The sequence below is a fragment of the Shewanella sp. 4t3-1-2LB genome (genome assembly GCF_017368415.1).
Lineage (GTDB): Bacteria > Pseudomonadota > Gammaproteobacteria > Enterobacterales > Shewanellaceae > Shewanella > Shewanella fodinae.
This window is the reverse complement of sequence record NZ_JAFNJD010000003.1, coordinates 112,711-131,828: the sequence shown is the minus strand read 5'-3', so window position 1 is coordinate 131,828 and position 19,118 is coordinate 112,711. Positions and strand designations below refer to the sequence as shown.

17 protein-coding genes are annotated in these 19,118 nt (G+C 49.7%); 11 read left to right on the top strand and 6 right to left on the bottom strand.

From position 1 onward, the window contains the following. Positions 1-170 precede the first annotated feature (170 nt). Positions 171-947 carry an ROK family protein gene (locus J3L11_RS02830; RefSeq protein ID WP_207569934.1) on the top strand — a complete coding sequence of 259 codons (777 nt, stop codon included), beginning with the start codon at positions 171-173 and terminating at the stop codon, positions 945-947. A gap of 7 nt (positions 948-954) precedes the next feature. On the opposite strand, the gene J3L11_RS02825 is transcribed toward J3L11_RS02830, so the two are convergent. The 3 genes from J3L11_RS02825 to J3L11_RS02815 all read right to left on the bottom strand — a co-directional run bounded on the left by J3L11_RS02825 (position 955) and on the right by J3L11_RS02815 (position 3,121). Continuing rightward, a complete protein-coding gene (locus tag J3L11_RS02825) occupies positions 955-1,434 on the bottom strand; it encodes an FKBP-type peptidyl-prolyl cis-trans isomerase (RefSeq protein ID WP_133040676.1) in 480 nt (159 codons plus the stop codon). A 76-nt stretch (positions 1,435-1,510) separates the two neighbouring features. Beyond that, positions 1,511-1,936: a DUF1294 domain-containing protein gene (locus J3L11_RS02820; protein WP_207569933.1), complete on the bottom strand. Its 426-nt coding sequence runs from the start codon at positions 1,934-1,936 to the stop codon at positions 1,511-1,513. A gap of 3 nt (positions 1,937-1,939) precedes the next feature. After that, positions 1,940-3,121, bottom strand: coding sequence for a DUF418 domain-containing protein (locus tag J3L11_RS02815; RefSeq protein WP_207569932.1), 1,182 nt, complete (start codon positions 3,119-3,121; stop codon positions 1,940-1,942). Positions 3,122-3,527: 406 nt separating this feature from the next. Here J3L11_RS02815 and J3L11_RS02810 point away from each other — a divergent pair, with 406 nt between their 5' ends. After that, positions 3,528-4,034, top strand: coding sequence for a DUF2127 domain-containing protein (locus tag J3L11_RS02810; protein WP_242695064.1), 507 nt, complete (start codon positions 3,528-3,530; stop codon positions 4,032-4,034). Between the two features lie 55 nt (positions 4,035-4,089). Here the strand turns inward: J3L11_RS02810 and J3L11_RS02805 are convergent, their stop codons facing one another. Then, on the bottom strand, positions 4,090-5,661 hold the full coding sequence (locus J3L11_RS02805) for a peptidase S10 (RefSeq protein ID WP_242695052.1): 1,572 nt from the start codon (positions 5,659-5,661) through the stop codon (positions 4,090-4,092). 336 nt (positions 5,662-5,997) lie between these two features. Here J3L11_RS02805 and J3L11_RS02800 point away from each other — a divergent pair, with 336 nt between their 5' ends. The 8 genes from J3L11_RS02800 to phrB all read left to right on the top strand — a co-directional run bounded on the left by J3L11_RS02800 (position 5,998) and on the right by phrB (position 15,491). Continuing rightward, positions 5,998-6,924, top strand: coding sequence for a DUF368 domain-containing protein (locus J3L11_RS02800; RefSeq protein ID WP_207569931.1), 927 nt, complete (start codon positions 5,998-6,000; stop codon positions 6,922-6,924). Positions 6,925-7,520: 596 nt separating this feature from the next. Continuing rightward, positions 7,521-8,453: a LysR family transcriptional regulator gene (locus J3L11_RS02795; RefSeq protein ID WP_207569930.1), complete on the top strand. Its 933-nt coding sequence runs from the start codon at positions 7,521-7,523 to the stop codon at positions 8,451-8,453. A gap of 246 nt (positions 8,454-8,699) precedes the next feature. Next, positions 8,700-10,712, top strand: coding sequence for an FUSC family protein (locus tag J3L11_RS02790; protein WP_207569929.1), 2,013 nt, complete (start codon positions 8,700-8,702; stop codon positions 10,710-10,712). Continuing rightward, positions 10,702-10,896 carry a DUF1656 domain-containing protein gene (locus tag J3L11_RS02785; protein WP_207569928.1) on the top strand — a complete coding sequence of 65 codons (195 nt, stop codon included), beginning with the start codon at positions 10,702-10,704 and terminating at the stop codon, positions 10,894-10,896. The genes J3L11_RS02790 and J3L11_RS02785 overlap by 11 nt, the downstream gene beginning before the upstream one ends. Before the next feature lie 13 nt (positions 10,897-10,909). Continuing rightward, on the top strand, positions 10,910-11,839 hold the full coding sequence (locus J3L11_RS02780; protein ID WP_207569927.1) for an efflux RND transporter periplasmic adaptor subunit: 930 nt from the start codon (positions 10,910-10,912) through the stop codon (positions 11,837-11,839). 377 nt (positions 11,840-12,216) lie between these two features. After that, positions 12,217-13,173 carry a DUF523 and DUF1722 domain-containing protein gene (locus J3L11_RS02775; protein WP_207569926.1) on the top strand — a complete coding sequence of 319 codons (957 nt, stop codon included), beginning with the start codon at positions 12,217-12,219 and terminating at the stop codon, positions 13,171-13,173. Then, positions 13,163-14,041, top strand: a complete 879-nt coding sequence (locus J3L11_RS02770; RefSeq protein ID WP_207569925.1) for a MerR family transcriptional regulator — start codon at positions 13,163-13,165, stop codon at positions 14,039-14,041. The genes J3L11_RS02775 and J3L11_RS02770 overlap by 11 nt, the downstream gene beginning before the upstream one ends. Next, positions 14,034-15,491: a deoxyribodipyrimidine photo-lyase gene (phrB, locus tag J3L11_RS02765; protein ID WP_207569924.1), complete on the top strand. Its 1,458-nt coding sequence runs from the start codon at positions 14,034-14,036 to the stop codon at positions 15,489-15,491. The genes J3L11_RS02770 and phrB overlap by 8 nt, the downstream gene beginning before the upstream one ends. Before the next feature lie 54 nt (positions 15,492-15,545). Here phrB and J3L11_RS02760 read toward each other — a convergent pair whose 3' ends face one another. Further along, positions 15,546-15,872, bottom strand: coding sequence for a DUF3634 family protein (locus J3L11_RS02760; protein ID WP_133039585.1), 327 nt, complete (start codon positions 15,870-15,872; stop codon positions 15,546-15,548). Positions 15,873-16,104: 232 nt separating this feature from the next. On the opposite strand from J3L11_RS02760, the gene gabD reads away from it, so the two are divergent. After that, positions 16,105-17,547, top strand: a complete 1,443-nt coding sequence (gene gabD / locus J3L11_RS02755; protein WP_207569923.1) for an NADP-dependent succinate-semialdehyde dehydrogenase — start codon at positions 16,105-16,107, stop codon at positions 17,545-17,547. 58 nt (positions 17,548-17,605) lie between these two features. On the opposite strand, the gene J3L11_RS19510 is transcribed toward gabD, so the two are convergent. Further along, positions 17,606-18,925: a PAS domain-containing methyl-accepting chemotaxis protein gene (locus J3L11_RS19510; protein WP_278250706.1), complete on the bottom strand. Its 1,320-nt coding sequence runs from the start codon at positions 18,923-18,925 to the stop codon at positions 17,606-17,608. Positions 18,926-19,118: the final 193 nt, after the last annotated feature.

Here is a 19,118-nt window from a genome sequence, read left to right as displayed (position 1 = left end):
TGCTGGGCTGATGTTATTGCCTTGACGGGTGGACTGCCGCTAGCAGCGCAATAATTCAGCTGGAATTGTCGCAAAAGCAATATGTTAAGTTATGGGCAGTGCCGCACACTGAATGCCTGTGCTACTATTGCCGCCAGTACCTTGCTGCGGTAAGGCTTTTGGGGGATTGCATGGCTGAATTAACAATTGAAGTCGGTTCGGAAACGGCGCTGTTTCTGTTCAACGATGCGGGGAGCACCGAGCAGTATAAAATCCCCACAGGAGAAGGCTTTTCTTTGGAAGCGCTAAACCAGCAGATCGCTGATTTAGAAAATGACTACCAACTGCGGGATTACCGATTAGCGTTGGCTTTTCCGGGCATGGTACGAGATCACTCGCTAGTTTCTTGTAGGCATCTGCCGGGGTTGGCCGGGCAGAACCTGCGTAAGCTGCAAACTCGAGGTGAGTTGGCCGTTGTCAGTAACGATGTGCAGGCCGCAATGCATGCGGTCACCAGTGCCAAATATGCTTGCGAGCTTTTAGTTATGTGTTCAGAAGGCATGGGACTGGCACTTGCCAGTCACGGTAAAGTTTTCACCGGAGCTAATGGCTTGGCCGGAGACTTAGGGAACTGCTGGGTGATGACAGAGTCTGGCGAGTTTACGCTGGAACAGATGGCCAGCGGTGAGTCTATTCGTCAGCGACGTATGCGCAACCCGGTAGAACTGTACCGGTCAGGAGCTTATCTGGGAATGGGCATCGCCTGGGCGATTAACCTGTTCAATCCGCAGCACTTGTGGCTGGCTGGCAGCACCATTGCCAATGCTGATTATTATAAAGGTTGTGTCGCCAACATCCGCGAAATGGTATCGCCAGCAATGTCCGGTTTGTGTCAGATAAGTCGGGTGGACGATTCTGAAACACTGGTATGTCGCGGCTTGCTGGCGATGTTAACCGCGAGCGCGTGAAAATCGGCTAAGGATTGATTTTGAGTAACTCAATATCAAAAATTAGTGCTGCACCAGGGGGGATAGGACCGGCTGAACGATTACCATAAGCCAGATTATTGGGAATAAATAGGCGCATCTTATCGCCTTCCACCATGAGTTGGACGCCTTCGGTCCAGCCTTTAATAACCCGATTCAGTGGAAATTTTAACGGTTCTCCTCGTTTGAATGAACTGTCAAAAACCGTACCGTCTAATAGCCGCCCCTCATAATGGACTTTGACGGTATCTTCGGCAGAGGGATGCACCTTGCCCTGACCATGAGCCAAATATTCATATTGCAGACCACTGGCGGTTGTGAATACTCCAGGCTTGGTTTTATTCGCCGCCAGGAACGCATCTCCCTGAGCCGCCATTTCTTCGATACCACGATTCGTCAGCGAGTTCAGATAAAAGTACATGGCTATTGCCACGGTTGATGCCAGTATCACACCAATAATTGTCTTCATTCAGTCTTCCTGTATTTTCGCCCGTAACTGCAGGTGCCGCGGTATATTAGCAGTTTGCGCTCCGGCTTCACAGATATTACCAATGTGCCGCCAAGAGGAATTTTGAATACTGTGAGATGGCAACTAGCAATAGCAGATTTACAACAACACCACTCCAAAACAGCATGCGGAACCGGGTTTTAACGGTTTTATGGCGCAATCTGTGGCGCGCCAATAACGCTCCGGGCCAACCACCAAGTAACCCAAATAGTTGCAACTTGCGTTCGGAGGTACGCGGCAGGTGCTTAATCGCCGCTTGCTTGTCATTGGCGTATAGCCAGTAGGTTGTCAAACTTAGTAATAGATACCAGATGATAAACCACCACGATAAGACTTGGTTAGTGACCAATAGCAGCAAATACACGGCAAATATCAGCGTTATTTTATAAGCTCCGGGAATTTGCCAAAACAGTGACCGTCGCGGGTTTAAGCGGTGTCGAGGTTGGCGGGTTTTTGGTGGCAAGAGTTAGCTTCCGTTTTGGTTATAGGCCAGCTTGCGCCAAAGCCATTCTAACGGGCCTTGTTTAAAAAAATGTAGATAGCAGCGGGCAAGAACTAACTGTATACCTGACCAGATAACCGCCAGTAGCAAATAATCCATAAAATCCATGGTCAGCAGCAGTTCTGGCGCAATAGAACGAAATAAGCTGACCCCTACTACGGACTGCAATATGTATAGCGTTAGGGCGACTCGGCCTGCAGCCTGTAGTGATTTAAGTCGCTGCGGTTGATTGCCACAATAACGTACTATCACCTGCAAAAACCACAATGCCATAGGAATGGCAGCCATTACAACTAGCACCAGTGCCAGATTCTGCAGCAGTTGACTGTGGCCATAACTGCAACCGTAGGCGAGCAATGACAGCAGCAATGAACCCCAGAATAAATAGCCAATTCTGGCAATCGGGCCGCTGAACCAACCTTGGCGTAGCAGATAGATCCCTAGCAGCATCAATCCGCTGAGGATCCATAGATATGTCATCGGAAATACTAATAAGCTGATAGCGACAACCGGCAGTTGTTGCCGCAATTGGTCACTGTAACTACCGGTCCATAACTGATATTCCGCTATGTACTCAGGTGAGCCACGCACGACTGACGGCACATCAAACGGAATTAACGCCATCAGCAACATTACCAACAAACCTATTGCGATAAACAGTTGCGCTTTACGCAGCAGTTCAGCGACGGGGAGCTGCCGGTAACGCCATACCAACATGCCACATAGACCATAACTTAGCAGAATGTCCCCAGGCCAAAGAAAAATACCATGCAGTACGCCAAACAGCATCAGCCAGCAAAGGCGTGACTTCACCTTCGCTCCGGCGTCAAGGCCGCGGGCACTGAAATTCTGCCACTGAATGTATAGCCCTGCGCCAAACAGTATTGAAAACAGCGAGATAAAACGATCTCTGAGTACCAGATAATACAGTGCCTGGCCGATGCTATCGCCTACAGTTGCCGTGGCGGCTGGCACATATTCATAGCTGCTGATACCCATACTAAAGATATTCAGAAAGAAAATGCCCAGCACCGCCAACCCCCGCACCGCATCAATGTTAGCCATTCTGGCAACTTGTTGGTATGGCTGAACGGCATTAATCACTGCGGAATGCTGGCTGTGAGCGATGCCACTTTGCGGCAGCATGTTGATTCTTCCTGAGCGTGAGTTGTCTGTTGTTTATAGTAACAGGAATTGGTGCAAGTTATTTTAGCCTCAGTCCTAGGTTTCGTGACTAGGAGCAAATATCGATGCTGGCTCGCGCTACGCCTTATGCACTAAAGACGTAAGCCCGGCCATTCATATCGCCCACTCATCAAGAAAAGGTTTTTTACAACTGAACACCGCGCTCATGGCGTGAGATCATCCGTTGTCATTAGCCCGAGCCGGTGTCTCTTATCGCGCTCTTCAAACTCACCGTTGACGGAAATCCGCGATAGTCATGGCGGATAGGCATCTCTGCCTAAAATAACGAATTTGTATTGGATACGTCATAAATATTGCCAGAACTCTGACCAAAGTATGCTAGTTTTGGCGCTCTGGAACGGGCGTGATGTTTAGTGATTTTGTGTTTGGTGATTTTGTCTCAGGGGTCATGATGGTAAAAGCGGATAAAGGGTTGCGGGCAGTTGCGTTGCTTGAAGCCTCAAAAGGTGTATTGTCGTTGATTGTGGGACTGGGTATTCATGCGTTAGCAGGTAAAGACCTCAAACAATCATGTGAGCTGTTATTGACACATCTACACTTGAACCCCGCCAGTCATCTGCCGGGGATTTTTCTGCATGCGGCTGAATCACTGGGCAATATCAATCTGACATTAATTGCCATTGGCGCATTAGTCTACTCTTGTATCCGTTTTGTTGAGGCCTATGGCCTCTGGCATAGCATGGTGTGGACCGAATGGTTTGCGTTGGTCAGCGGTGGTATCTACTTGCCGTTTGAGGCTTATGAAGTGGTGGTGCACCATAATTTGCTGAGTATTGCAACGTTGGCGGTTAATTTGTTGATTGTCGGCTATATGGCGTGGTTGCTGCGACGCAAACCCGCTATAGAACATTAAACTGTGCTACAACAAAAAGCCCTGCATTGGCAGGGCTTAAATGTTATGGACGCAGTTATTGGTGCTGGGTGGTTTTGTAAAAGTTTTCCAAATCCTTGTGTAGCGATTTCAATGCTTCTGGATTCAAGTAAATCATGTGACCTGACGGGTAATAGCCAAAATGCACATTACCGATGAGCGATGGGTCTAATTCCATGTGTGCCAAATCGTATTCGGTGGCATGGAATGGTGTGGCCATATCGAAGTAACCATTGGCGGAAAACACCTGTAGGCTAGGGTTAGTGCGTATGGCATTGCCGAGATCATCGACCACATAGGGTGAACGGCTCTTATGTCCACGCCCTAAATCGTGCTGCCAATCCCAGTTGCGGAATGCATCAAAGCTAAATACCCGGTAAGTATCATCGGGATGATAGTTCAGCTGATTAGATAAATAATCATTGAAGGTGGCAACAAACGCCGCAGACGGTGCGGTGTCGGACGGATCGGTATTCGGGGTTTCACCAATGGCATCTTTGTCCATGCCGGTGAAACGACCGTCATAACGCCCCATGGTACGTTCTTCATCGCGCAGCAGCTCTTTGCGGAACTGTGCCTGACCAACTCGCAAGTTGGCGTGTTTAAGATACTCAGTACTCAAACCTGTGTATTGATGTAACTGCTCGGCAACCTTATCCAACTCCGCCGCTGGCAGATTGTGACCTGCAGCCAATGCTTGGGCAAATTCACCTTCGGCAAAGGTGCGTACCTGCTGTAGGAATGATGCCAATTCAGCGGGTTTATTCGGTAATTTATTGTGATAGTAAGCCACTGCGGCAAACGTTGGCAGCAGACCTACGTACTGTCGATCCAGACCTGGTGCATTGGCACCGTAGTTCAGAATGCTGGATACTAGAATCACGCCATTGAATGCCATGCCATCCTGTTGCAGTTGGTTTGCCAACACGGGCGCGCGTACAGTGCCATAGGATTCGCCCAGCAGGTATTTGGGCGAATTCCAACGGTTGTTGACGGTGACGTAACGGGTGATAAAACGCGCAAAACCGTCGGCATCTTCATCAACACCAAAGAATTTCTTGGCGGGGTTTTCATCTTTACCTGCTTTGTCTTTGGCATCGGCGGTGGTAATACCACGGCTGAATCCAGTGTCAAACGCATCAATAAATACCAGATCTGTACTGTCCAATAAGGTGTATTGGTTATCGAGCAATTTATATGGTGCAGGTGGAGTAGGCGCAGCGTTAGTGGTTTCTACCCTTACCGGGCCAAATGAGCCCATATGCAGCCACAGTGAAGAAGAACCTGGGCCACCATTAAAGACAAAGGTGACTGGCCGTGGTTGATCTTTTTTGGACTCCATGGTGTAGGCAACGTAGAACACGCTGGCCGAAGGTTGATTTTTATCATCCTTGATAATCATATTGCCGGTAGTCGCTTGGTATTTTAGCGTGTCACCATTAACTTTGATCCGGTGTTCGGTCGTGACGGCTTTATCTTGTGGGTGTTCCGCTTTCTCAGTTGCTTGACTTGGTTGTGATTGATCAGCTGCCTGTGCTTCATAAGAATATAGAGGGGCGGCCATCAATAAGCTGGCACACAGCAGTGAAGCCAGAGGTAATTGACGCATGGAATGCTCCGTTAGAATGATTATTTTGGTATTACAGGGTGTTTTCGTTGTAACAAAGATCCTCTGTAGGTGAAACCCTGTGACTTGTTGCTGGGTATGTCACTGATGCATCGGTGGCGCAGTGTAAATCAGTAAATTGCGATAAAATTTAATATTATTCAATGTCTTAACTTTTCCATGTGAACCACGGTGAATACAAATTTTGTCACTAAGTGACATGACTTGTTGCAATTTGAGCCGCCATAGAAATATCCGTTGCCTGTAAAAGCTTCACTTAGCTTTGTTGACCGAGTTACGTATAATCCGCCTCAGACCTCAAGTTATCAGGAACATTGTGTGAACTATCTGTTGACCTATCTGAAAGGCCTCGCCATGGGGGCGGCAGATGTTGTCCCCGGCGTGTCTGGTGGAACCATCGCTTTTATCACGGGTATTTACGACAAACTGCTGGAAAGCATCCGCCGCATCAATCCATCGCTGTGGGCGGTTTTTCGGCAGCAGGGATTGCAGGGTGTTATTACACACATTAATGGCGGTTTTCTGGTGAGCTTGCTCGCCGGGATCCTGACCAGCATTTTTACGCTGGCAAAACTTATCTCTTGGTTGCTGGCGACACATCCCATTCCGGTGTGGTCGTTCTTCTTCGGGCTGATCTTGGTATCTGTGTACCATATGTTGCGGCAGGTGCAGGGCGGTTTTTCGATACCGCGCATCGGTTTATTTGCCGTCGGCGTGGTGCTTGCCTGGGCGATTACCGTTATTAATCCTGGACAGGTGGAGGCCAGTTACCTGAATATCTTCTTCGGGGGAGCCATTGCTATCTGTGCCATGATTCTACCGGGGATCTCCGGCAGTTTTATCCTGCTGTTACTGGGGCTTTATCCCGCGGTGCTTGGTGCCGCTAAAAACTTGCAGTTAGATATTCTTGGCTGTTTTGCGGTGGGGGCTGTGTTGGGGATCCTCTGTTTCAGCCATCTGCTGTCGATGCTATTAAAGCGTTGCCGAGATGCCACGCTGATGTTCCTTACCGGCCTGATGCTTGGAACTCTTGGTAAAATATGGCCTTGGAAACAAACGCTTAGTTGGCGTACTAACTCGCACGGTGAACAGGTGCCGTTACAACAACAGGATTTGTCGCCATTTGCTTATGAACAGCTTACTGGCCATGCTCATCAACTGGCGCTTGCAGTGGTTTGTGCCATTGCCGCTATCCTGCTGGTGTTAGCTTTGGATTATCTGGGCAGCCGCAATCGTCATAAATGATCTGGCGGGTGTTAAAAGCGCCTGCGGGCGCTTTTTTATGTGACATGGCTCTGTTGGATTTCGCTAGATGACACCCGAGCGAGTGGGCAAACTGTTTGCGATAAGTGCCGGGGTATCAATTACTGCCATTTTGCGATACAGCCTATTACCGCCATTCGCTGGGCTCCTAACAGGTTTCTAAACAGGGTTTTTGTAAGTCTAGGTTGGTCAAATCCGGTTAACCCACCTCCATCAGCAACTGGACGCACTACGCACTTGAGTGGTCAGCCAACAACGCAAGATAGCTTGGCAACGCGGGATTTTGAGTCTGCTTTATAGGTGCGCCATAACAACAATACTAGCATTATGCCCAGCGCAGGCGCCGTGCTTGATGACGTGGAAAACCAGTGACAACCTCAAAACCCAAAATCGCACTTTACCACCATAGTAAGTCATCACCATTGAGAATCACCACTGGTTCAACCTGGCACCTGGCCAAACAATCGTTTCGTCATTGGTTCAGGAGGCAGCAGTATTGCAGTTCTCCCGTAATTAATGCTTTTTATGTTATTTATAGTGAAATATGATTGCGTTTTAATTAATGATTGGAAACCATTATGGCGCGTCCAGATCTTAATTTACTGTTGGCGTTAGATGTACTGCTTGATGAAGGGAGTGTGATAGGAGCAGCGCGGCGGATGAATCTGAGTCCTCCGGCAATGAGTCGCACGCTAAGTCGTATTCGGGAAGCTTTGGGTGACCCGGTATTTGAACAAGTTGGTCGCAAACTGATGCCAACCCCCAAGGCTTTAGCGCTGCGCGAACAGGTGCGACAGGCGGTGGCGCAGGCTACACAGGTATTTGCGTCCGACAGCGAGATTGACCTGAAATCGCTGGATAGACGTTTTAATGTTCGAGCGACTGATGAATTCTTGAGTATCTATCTGGGCCAGCTTTTGGGCGCTATGGCGACAGATATGCCCCGAGCGATGTTGCGTTTTTCTCCAGAGGAAGATGACGTAGATGAAGAGGCGTTGCGCAGTGGACGTATCGATCTGTTTATCAGCGGTTCGCGTAAACTCGGGCAGGAAATCCGTGTTCAGCCGCTGTTCACTACCACCTTTGTGGGTGTCGCCCGAGTGGATCATCCGATTTTCGACGGTGACGTTACCCTTGAACGTATCACTCGTTGGGAGCATATCAATGTGTCACGGCGCGGGAAATCCATAGGTCCAATCGACACAGCGTTAGAAAAATATGGTGTGCATCGACATGTCTCTTTGATTGTACCAAACCCTTATACCGCATTGTTTGCACTGCAGGATTCAGACTTATTGCTGCCGTTGCCAAAACACCTAGCCAGCAGCGCGCTTGCTGCAGGGCTGCACATTCGTTTGTTTGAACTACCGACGCCTCTGGAAACTGTGTTGCTGACGCAGGCATGGCATCCACGCCTAGATAGCGATCCCGCCCATCAATGGCTGCGAAATACCATTCACTCTCTGTGCAACGAGTATGAAACTTCGGCGAAGAAGTTGATAACACCATGACAGATTTTGCTTTTCAATAAGTGCATATAACGCAATCATAGTGATGCGATAAGTTCACTTTTCGAAACTATTTGCCTCATCTACAGTGGTGGAAATAATTCACTGTAGAGGGCCGCAAATGTGCGTTCTGTGAATCTGTTATCCACAGTTCCCCGCTTTTCTTCCACTAGTTTTTGTCTATGTTGGGAAAAGGTCATTCTTTGTCTGCCATATCTAGATCTGACAACGCCGCGCGCGACTTACGTAATGCGCTCGCTTCTTGCTGCCTGCCTGGCGTTGGTATTGGCCTATTGGTTGGATATCGATGCACCATATTCTGCGGCATCCAGTGTACTTTTGGTGATTAACCCGGTTCAAGGTGCCGTTATCGGTAAGGGCGTGTGGCGGGTCATCGGCACCCTTATCGGCATGCTGGCAGCATTTATTCTGATTGCAGAATTTGGTCAGATGCCGTGGTTGTTTATTCTGGGTTTTGGTTTTTGGCTCGGTCTCTGCGTCATGGGAATGACGCTGTTACGTCATTTTCGAGCTTATGGCGCAACCCTCGCGGGATACACCGTGGGACTGGCGACTTATGGCGCGATGCAACATCCAGAATTGGCGTTCGATCAAATCATGGGACGCGGTACCTCCGTGCTGATAGGTGTGATGAGTCTTGCTGTTGTCTCCACGCTCTTCAGTGCCCGTAGCATACGCGCTCGTCTGCAGACACAGTTGCATCGGTTGGCATCGGCTACAGCCGAGATCCTAGCGACTAATCTTAGCGTACTTCATTGTGAAGCCGATGGTGGGAACACCCCCTTAGATGCTGGCAGGTTGCGACTCATTGTTGAAATCTATGGGGTGGATGATCTGCTGGCACAGGGTAAAGCTGAATCCGCCGATTTGGCGCAACGGGCCGCGACCGTTCGCCATGCGATGGTGTCCTTATTTTCCGCCTTGGTTGGTGGGACGCCAATGTGGCAACACACTGCTAATTTATGGGCATTGAGGGCGCTTCAGCCAACATGGGAACAGACCTGGCTGCATGTCAGCCATGTCCTTAAGGATCCCGCCGACGCTGCTGGCGTGGAACGTGCTGTGCAGTTATTGTCTGAACTGCGGGTGCAACTGCTCGCCACCTTCACTGAACACATCCCTGATGATGAATCTGAGTATGCCGCATTAGTGATTGTTGGCGAGCAACTGCTTGAACAGCTCGATGACTATCTTGAAGCACTTAAAGGTATCAGCCGATTCCATCAATGGCGGCCGATAGCCACATCAGTTTCGGTACCGTTCAGTCGTGACAAGTCGGCAGCCTTACAAAATGGTCTGCGTGCGTTGTTGACGGTAGTGCTGGGCGGGGCATTCTGGATAGTCACTGGCTGGTCGTACGGCAATCTGATGTTGGCTGGGTTAGCGGCGTCCTGCGCATTGTTGTCCACGGCGCCCAATCCGGCGCTTGGTGCTGTTGAGTTCATCAAAGGCACCGTGATTGCGGTGGTGATGGCATTTATCTGTACTTTTTTGGTATTGCCTTATGTCTCTGGGTTGCCGTTACTGTTGGTGATAATGGGACTGTTTTGGTTGCCAGGAATTTACGCCACGACCTTGCCCCGTTATGGCTTGGCTGGGGTAACTTATTTGGTTGCCTTTACGACGCTGGCTGCAACTGATAACCCGATGCACTATGACTTTCCATTATTTCTGAACGGTGCAGTGGCTTGGATTTTGGCGACATCTTTTACGCTGCTTGGGTTTCAGATCATTCTGCCACGTAATCTGTCACGCGATGTAGCGCGTTTGCGCCTTACGATTCGTGATGACACCCTCGCTATCTTGAAAGGAAAGCGAACCATCAGTGTCAGTGCTTGGCAATGGCGTCAACAGCATCGTACAGCGCAACTGGGGGCACTGCTCAAAACGCAACCTGAGCTGATGGCGCGGGATGTGGCGAATGCTATGGGCAGCATCCATTTGGGACGGGAGTTATTGCGCTTACGGCATTGGTTGCAGCAAACAGCCCTAGAGTCGGAGTCGCGTCACTTGATTACCACCGCTTGGCGTTACATCAGTCGCCGTGCTGCTGAGCCTGTGCTAGCCGCAAAGCACGCCCGTCGTGCAGCAAAATCGTTGTCGCGTTTACTGTCGCAAGAGAACTCCGCTCTAGATGAGGGAAAGCGCCTCGTCATTGTGTTTCTCAATATCGCGACATTACTTGAAAATCATGCAAATTACTTTGCTCAACGACCCGGAGTTCACGCTAATGCTGAGTGAGTTTGCTATCGCTGGCATCTACTTGCCGCCCTTTTTTGTCTATGCGTGTGTGGCGTTGCCGATTTTCTTAGGTATGCGTTTCCTGCTCGCGCGCGCCGGTGTGTTTCGCTGGGTCTGGCATCCGGGATTGTTCGAGTTTGCGCTTTCCCTTTGCTTAGTCTCGATATTGGTTCTTTTTGTTTAGGTGTTGATTCATTATGGTTGCTCGCTTTTTGCCATTAAAGTCTGTGGTCCGCGCAGGTGTTACATTGATAGTGGTTATTGTCGCTGGCGTTTTATTGAACGCTCTTTGGGATGCATACGTCCTCAGCCCTTGGACGCGCGATGGCCGCGTGAGTGCGCAGATCGTGCGGATTGCGCCAGAAGTGTCTGGCACAGTATTGAATGTTTCGGTCTCTGATAATCAGTTAGTCAAAAAGGGCGACGTACTCTACCGTATAGATCCCGCCCATTTTCAACTATTGTTGGTTCAAGCGGAAGCGCAGTTAGCTGCCGCCAACGCGTCGTTACGCCAAAAAACCGAGGATGCTAGGCGACGCCGTCGCATGGAAGGTTTTGTGTCAGCAGAGGATATTCAGCGTGCCACGCAGGACATGGCCATCGCGCAAGCTCAACAACGCAGCGCCCAGGTCGCGGTGGCGATTGCAAAACTGGATATGGGACATACTGTCTTGCATGCCCCTGTTGATGGATACATTACACGCCTGCGCTTAAATAAAGGGGATTATGCCGTGGCCGGCGAGCCAAATATTGCGCTGATAGACGCTAATAGTTTCTGGATTACCGGCTATTTTGAAGAAACTAAACTGCATGGTATTCACCCTGGGGCTGCTGCGCAGATCCGATTAATGGGGATTGAGCAGATGCTGCCGGGGCGAGTGGTCAGTATCGGACACGGCATCACTGACGCCAACCAGCAAGTCGATGCCCAAGGACTGCCGAGCGTGGAGCCTAGCTTTAGTTGGGTGCGTTTGGCGCAGCGAATTCCGGTGCGGATTGCGTTTGAGCAGCTCCCGCAAAACCTAGTGTTGGCAGCGGGCATGACCGGCAGTATTGAGGTGGAAACATCCGCCAGCAAATCACCGCCACCAGGACGACTCATCTCATTGCTACATCAATGGATGTAAAGGGGCGCTCAGGCATTAGCGCTTTCGTCCATTATCCCAATAGTGCTCTTTTGGCGGAGAAACGGGAGCTTGGAGTTGCTGCGCTGGTTTGTCTCATATCCTGAAAGCCAAATACCTGTAGCAACTTGAGCTGACTGCCATTGTTAATTTGATGACCTTTCAATGTGGTTTTAACAGGAAAGGCCTACAGGCCTTAAGAGCCACTATACTGGCCGCGACAGAACATAAGCCCATGTCGTGTATATGTGTTCATCCAAGACCATAGATGTCGGGGGATGTGGCATGAAGGTTTATGCCAAAATAAACTTATACAAAATTTGAATTCCGTATAACTTTGTGCCTTACTTGCACGATAAAGTTATACAGGAGTTTGGGCGATGTATAAATTTGACGTTCAACATATACGGCTGGGTATCAGTGCTTGCCTGTTAGGGGAAAAAGTACGTTTTGATGGCGGTCATAAACGTTCGGTATATTGTAGTAATGAGTTAGCGCGCTATTTTCAGTTTGTACCGGTGTGCCCTGAGATGGCGATTGGCCTAGGTGCACCTAGACCGAGCATCCGACAGGTACAATTTGCCGAGCAGATCCGCATTCAGAATGTGAAGGGTGAACTGGATGTTACGGATGAACTGCAGCGTTATTGCCAACAAAAGGTCGCAACGCTGGATTTTTTGAGTGGTTACATCCTGTGTGCCAAATCGCCTACCTGTGGGATGGAACGGGTGACGGTTTACAAGGCGGGAACAAATAATGGCAGTAAATCTGGTGTCGGTGTACTGGCTGCTGCCTTACAGCAACAGTGGCCACAATTGCCGATAGAGGAAGAAGGGCGATTAAACGATCTGCATATCCGGGAAAATTTCTTCACCCGGGTTTATGCCTATCATGACTGGCAAATGCTGCAGCAGTCAGGTGTTAGTCGCCATAAACTCACCGACTTCCATGCGCGTTATAAATACCTGCTGTTGGCTCATTGCCCCAAGTTGTATCGTGAGCTTGGTCCTTTGCTGGCGGATGCCAGCTTGCCAGAGACAGCGGTGGCCGAACGTTATTTCGTCACCTTTATGGCGGCGTTAAAGCATCAAGCCAGTCGTAATAATCACACCAGTGCGTTGCAGCATATTCAGGGTTACTTCAAGAAATCCCTCAGTAAACAGCAGAAAGCTGAACTAAGCCAAGCAATTATGGATTACCGTAACGGTCTGAAACCACTGCTGGTACCGTTAACCCTGATTAACCATTACTTGCAAGAGTTCCCCAGCCCCTATATCTCGCGGCAGGTTTATCTCAATCCCCATCCTCAGGAGCTAAAGTTACGCTATGCCTACTGATGCATCCGCTTTTCTTTCTATTGGCGTAGTGGCCAAACGCACGGGGGTAAATCCGATTACTCTGCGCGCCTGGCAACGGCGTTTTGGACTGGTGATCCCTGCTAGAACCCCCAAAGGACACCGGTTATACACTGAAGCGCAAGTACAGCAGATAGCTGAGATCCTCAGTTGGTTGGAACGGGGGGTCGCCATCAGCAAGGTGAAGCCTCTGCTGGAAGGGCGAGCCGAGTCTGATGTCGTAACGGACGATGATTGGTCACAATTGCTACAAGGATTGACTCAAGCAACTTTGCAACTGCAGGCAGTGGCATTACAGCAACGCCTTGATGAAGCTAGTAGTCTGTATCCGCTACCTGTGCTGAGGCGTTATCTTGGACAATGGTTGTCACTCTTGAGTCAGCAGTTTGCCGCACGTATTGACGGGCAACTGCTGACATCTTGGTTGCAGCATCAGTTACAACAGTGGTTAGCTTGGCGCACCGCCAAGCTGTTAACACAGAAACCAGCGAGTGTGTTGTTGTGTCGCTTGGGGCCTCAGCCACAGTGGAGTGAGTGGTTGCTCACCTTGTCGCTGGTGCTAAGCGGATACTACCCACAGGCGCTGGGTGAAGTTGCAGATGCGGATGAGTTGTTGTTGCTGGGTGAGCGGCCGCGATTCTGTGCCGTGGTGCTGTTGCCTGCCGCCTCCAGTAATAGCAAAACCGTGTTACAACTTGAGCAGTTAGCGCAAAAATTATCACAACCTTTGCTACTTGGGGGCGAGTTTGCTCCTTTGTTGTTAGAGCATTCCAACGCTTTTTATCTGCTGCAAGCCGATGATGATGTTGGCGCCGTGATCAAACAACTTACCGGAGCTGAAAATGCATAACCCCCAGCCAGACCCAACGGTTTTTATCTGGTTTCGAAACGATTTGCGCCTGGCAGACAACCAAGCATTAACAGCTGCCTGTGAGCATGCTCGTGCCGTCAATGCTAAGGTCAAAGCGGTATATCTGGTTACCCCAGAACAATGGCGCTTGCATGATGTAGGGGCAAGACAATTGGATTTTATTCGGCGTCATCTCCACGAGCTGGCCCGCGCTTTAGCACGCCTAGGGGTGGAGTTTGAACTCTGGCAGTGTGCTCGCTATCGTGATATTGCCTCGTTGTGGCAGCTGCAACTGTTACAGCAGCATGGTATAGCGATTTACGCGGGGCGGGAGCCGGAATTTAATGAAATCTGCCGTGATCAACAGCTGTTGGACGTGGGCGTGCCGTTACGCTTGACTGACGAGCACTGTTTGTTACCCCCCTTGAGTGTGTTGAACCAAAGCGGTGATATGTACCGCGTATTCACGCCTTTTTCTCGGCGCTGGCGTGAACAGGCGAGGTGTTTTGCGATTGTGCCATTACCCGCACCAACACCTATTGCCACGGCATTAGATAATGTTCAGCTTGAAACAACACAGGCTAGGATAGAGCAGCTATTTCAACCACTAATCAATGATGTCGACACAAGTTCTTGGCCTGCTGGCGAAGGCGAAGCTCAGAGGCGTTTGCAGCAGTTTATCGATAATGGTGTGAGTGACTACCAACAACTGCGGGACTTTCCTGCTGTAGCAGCGACCAGCAGCCTGTCACCTTATCTGACGTTAGGTGTTATCAGTCCCAGACAGTGTTTCGCGGCGTTGTTGGCACGCTTTCCTGAAGTGCTTAATGACGATACCAGCCCTGGCCGTAGCTGGTTGACGGAACTAATATGGCGCGAATTTTATCGGCATTTGCTGGTGGCATTTCCACACCTGAGCAAAGGTGCCAACTTCAACCCACTCGCCGATAACGTGATTTGGCGTAACCATCCCCAAGAGTTTGCCGCATGGTGCGCCGGTAAAACGGGCTACCCTATTGTTGATGCCGCCATGCGCCAACTGAACAGTAGCGGCTGGATGCATAATCGGTTGCGGATGATCGTGGCCAGTTTTCTCAGTAAGCATCTGTTGGTGGATTGGCGCTGGGGTGAACAATATTTTCGTCAGCAACTGCTGGACGGCGATTTGGCGGCCAATAATGGTGGGTGGCAATGGTCGGCTGGCACCGGCTGCGATGCCCAGCCCTGGTTTCGTATTTTTAATCCTATCAGCCAGAGCGAAAAGTTTGATGCCGATGGCCGTTTCATCCGCCATTGGCTCCCGGAATTGGCCTCAACCCCTTTAGCGAAACTGCATCGGCCTAACCCCGCTAGAAACCTTTTTAACAGCGATTATCCAGCACCGATAGTGGATCATCAGGCCGCTAGAGAGCGCGCATTAAAGGTGTTGGCTGTATTAAAAAAAGCCTGAATAACAACGCGGCCACATCAAACGTGGCCGCAGGTTTAGCTGCTTGAATTGGCGTTATTGCGCATTCTGGGTGTAATACTGCTGTGGAAACAACGACTGTAAATGCTGGATATGCTGATCGCCGGCGTTAGCAGATACGTGCAATTGCACTTTATTGCTCACCTGTTCTGCGCGGATGATGCAGGTCAGCTTGGCTGATTTCGCCAGATTGCGGCATTCTCGAGCAAATTTCTCTGGGATTTTGCCATAATGAGACACCAGTCGTCCTTGTTTGAATTTCATTTCGAACAGGGTGCGAGAACCCCGGCGTCCAGCAAATACCAGCTTGTAGATAATGAACAGGGCGATGGCGATAAATAGAATCTTCAGCGCATAAGCCATGACTGGACTCCTTGCATGCAGTTAGTCGGAATACCCGAAGAATATAGCGACAGAAAACCCCAGTTACTGCTGCTCACGTCACATCCGCATAACATGTTCCTTGCCACGGTTACCTTGGGCTGGCGCCACACTTTATGTTAACGTGCCACTATCTCAGGTAAGACGATGCAAAGCTGTTGGTGTCTATCTAGGGCAGGTTAAGCGGCGTATCGTCAATGGGCGAGGAGTTAATATGAAACTGCAATATCCACAACTGCTGAAGCAGCAGTCCTACGTTGATGGACACTGGTGCGACGCCGACAACGGCAAACAACAAGCCGTTGTTAATCCCGCTAATGGGGAACTGTTAGCTCATGTCCCCATGTTAGGTGCCGCAGAGACTCAACGTGCTATTGATGCGGCTCAAGCTGCCTTAGCCAAGTGGCAGGCGCTGACAGCTAAAGCGCGTGCCACTATTTTACACCGCTGGTTTGCATTGATTACTCAGCATACTGAGGATCTGGCATTACTGATGACCAGTGAGCAAGGGAAGCCCTTGGCTGAGGCTCGTGGAGAAGTGGCTTACGCCGCTTCGTTTATTGAGTGGTTTGCAGAGGAGGCCAAGCGGGTTTACGGCGACACCATTCCTGGTCATCAAACGGATAAACGGCTGTTAGTCTTAAAGCAGCCAGTAGGAGTCACCGCGGCAATTACACCGTGGAATTTCCCGGCGGCAATGATTACTCGTAAAGTGGCTCCGGCTTTGGCTGCTGGTTGCTGCATGATCTTAAAACCCGCGCTACAAACACCATTAACGGCGTTGGCTCTGGCACAACTGGCAGAAGAAGCGGGTGTGCCCGCAGGCGTCTTCAGTGTGGTCACTGGAGATGCGCAGAGTATTGGCAAGGTGTTATGTGACAGTCCCGTCGTCCGCAAGCTGTCATTTACCGGTTCTACTGCTGTGGGTAAGCAACTGATGGCACAGTGTGCACCTACCTTGAAAAAACTTTCGCTGGAACTCGGGGGAAATGCTCCCTTCATTGTGTTTGATGATGCGGATCTGGATGCTGCGGTAGAGGGCGCGGTGATTGCCAAATATCGCAATGCTGGTCAAACCTGCGTATGTGCCAACCGCATTTATGTTCACGAGAAAGTTTATGAGGCGTTTGCTGAAAAACTTGCTGCTAAAGTGATGGCTCTGAAGGTTGGTGCAGGCGTTGATGACGGAGTGGTCATTGGCCCACTGATTGACGCCAAAGCCTTAGAAAAAGTACAGACACACCTGCATGATGCGCTGGATAAAGGTGCCAAACTGTTATGTGGCGGGCAGCCGTTAGTCGGAAACTTCATGACACCGGCGGTACTGACAGACGTTACCAGCCAGATGAAAGTTGCTCATGAGGAAACCTTCGGCCCAATAGCACCACTATTTCGTTTTCATGATGAAGCTGAAGTTGTCGCTATGGCCAATGATACCGAATTTGGATTGGCGGCTTATTTTTACGCTAACAACCTGTCACGAGTTTGGCGGGTGGCTGAGGCGCTGGAATACGGGATGGTAGGTATTAACACTGGACTGATTTCCAACGAGGTGGCACCGTTTGGCGGTATCAAAGCCTCTGGGTTGGGGCGGGAAGGCTCTAAATATGGCATTGATGAATACCTAGAGATGAAATACCTGTGTATGTCGGTGTAAGGCCTAGGTGACTATAAAAAAGGGAGCATTGCTCCCTTTTTTTGCATAAGACTCAATATTAACGGCGGTTGTCTGTCGTCAGCGCCGATACCGTATCCGCGACATTGCGAGAACCTTGTAAAATCCCTTGCATGACATCTTCTACTAAGACTAATTGTTCCTTTCCTTGCTGAGTTGCGGTGGCAACCGAAGAGATACCTTTAGTGGCTTCATCGGTATAGAGGCCATTTTGTTTTACTACTTCAGAGATCTCTTTAGTGGACGTGCTGGTGCGTGCTGCCAATTGCCTCACTTCATCTGCCACCACGGCAAAGCCTCGCCCTTGTTCACCGGCGCGAGCCGCTTCAATGGCGGCGTTGAGTGCCAGCAAGTTAGTCTGATCGGCGATACCACTGATGGTGGACACTATGGCTTCAATATTGCGGGACTGCTCGTTCAGCTTTTCAATCGCTTTAGTGGCTTTCTGTACCTGTTCAAAATTGGCATTGGAGGTGCGAGTGACTGTCTCTAGCAGACCTGACGCCTGTTGCACTTTATCTGTGGTGCTGATGGCGGAATCCAGGGCAATACTAGCAGCCTCGCGGATAGCTTCGGATTTCTTAACGCGTTCGGTAATATTGCTGGCAAATTTAATCACTTTGTAGATCTTCCCTGACGCATCCCGCACCGGGTTGTATGACGCCTCCAACCAGACCACATTCCCGTATTTATCCAGGCGTTTAAATAATCCAGACTTATACTGGCCTTTAGCTAGATCTTGCCAGAAGCTCGGATTTTCACGATAAAACTCGTCTTCACAGAATATCCGATGATGCTTGCCTTCAATTTCCTTGGCATTGTAATTCATCGCTTCAAGGAAATTTTTGTTGGCATGCAGAATTTGTCCCTGAGGGTCAAATTCAATAATTGCTTGGGATTTTTCCAGCGCATCTGACACTGCCCGCTGGCTGAGATTATGGTCATGATCAGCGGTAACATCTTCGGCAACTTTCATCACCGTAGTCAGTTGGTCATTTTCAAAAATAGGGAAATAGGTGCATTGCAACCATAGCTGTTTTCCGGCAGCACTGCGGCGAGGTACTACGCCTCGGAATACTTTTCCCTGACGCAATCGTTCCCAAAACGCGCCATAGTCACGGGAGGTTACATAGTCAGGAAAACATAAGTCTTTATGTTTCATATGTAGCAGCTTGTCGATGTCATAACCGCTGACATCGGCAAACAATGCGTTTGCTTCGATAATCGTGCCATCCGGGGCAAAACTGATACAGGCCATATGCTTTTTTATGGAATTAAGCACAGCGAGCAGTTTTTGATGTTCATGCTGGAGTTTTACTAGTGTGTTGTCTGGTGATTTCTTAAATGGATTAAAGGACATCGGCAACATTCCGGGTGGTGGATGATAAGGGGCTAGGCCTGCCCTAATTTACCGTTGCCAGCGAGATAACAGTATGGCAGTTACCTGACTGTCTGCAACGGTATACGGCATTAAGGCTGTCGCAGGCGTCCGTGCAGCTATTGTGTCATTTTTGGTGATACAAAAATCACGACCAGATCATTGTAGCAGCATT

Coding starts and splice junctions, on each gene's coding strand:
- J3L11_RS02775 (WP_207569926.1), top strand. CDS start 12,217: ATGTATAAATTTGACGTTCAACATATACGGCTGGGTATCAGTGCTTGC.
- phrB (WP_207569924.1), top strand. CDS start 14,034: ATGCATAACCCCCAGCCAGACCCAACGGTTTTTATCTGGTTTCGAAAC.
- J3L11_RS02790 (WP_207569929.1), top strand. CDS start 8,700: ATGCGCTCGCTTCTTGCTGCCTGCCTGGCGTTGGTATTGGCCTATTGG.
- J3L11_RS02815 (WP_207569932.1), bottom strand. CDS start 3,121: ATGCTGCCGCAAAGTGGCATCGCTCACAGCCAGCATTCCGCAGTGATT.
- J3L11_RS02825 (WP_133040676.1), bottom strand. CDS start 1,434: ATGAAGACAATTATTGGTGTGATACTGGCATCAACCGTGGCAATAGCC.
- gabD (WP_207569923.1), top strand. CDS start 16,105: ATGAAACTGCAATATCCACAACTGCTGAAGCAGCAGTCCTACGTTGAT.
- J3L11_RS02795 (WP_207569930.1), top strand. CDS start 7,521: ATGGCGCGTCCAGATCTTAATTTACTGTTGGCGTTAGATGTACTGCTT.
- J3L11_RS19510 (WP_278250706.1), bottom strand. CDS start 18,925: ATGTCCTTTAATCCATTTAAGAAATCACCAGACAACACACTAGTAAAA.
- J3L11_RS02810 (WP_242695064.1), top strand. CDS start 3,528: ATGTTTAGTGATTTTGTGTTTGGTGATTTTGTCTCAGGGGTCATGATG.
- J3L11_RS02830 (WP_207569934.1), top strand. CDS start 171: ATGGCTGAATTAACAATTGAAGTCGGTTCGGAAACGGCGCTGTTTCTG.
- J3L11_RS02760 (WP_133039585.1), bottom strand. CDS start 15,872: ATGGCTTATGCGCTGAAGATTCTATTTATCGCCATCGCCCTGTTCATT.
- J3L11_RS02785 (WP_207569928.1), top strand. CDS start 10,702: ATGCTGAGTGAGTTTGCTATCGCTGGCATCTACTTGCCGCCCTTTTTT.
- J3L11_RS02780 (WP_207569927.1), top strand. CDS start 10,910: ATGGTTGCTCGCTTTTTGCCATTAAAGTCTGTGGTCCGCGCAGGTGTT.
- J3L11_RS02770 (WP_207569925.1), top strand. CDS start 13,163: ATGCCTACTGATGCATCCGCTTTTCTTTCTATTGGCGTAGTGGCCAAA.
- J3L11_RS02805 (WP_242695052.1), bottom strand. CDS start 5,661: ATGCGTCAATTACCTCTGGCTTCACTGCTGTGTGCCAGCTTATTGATG.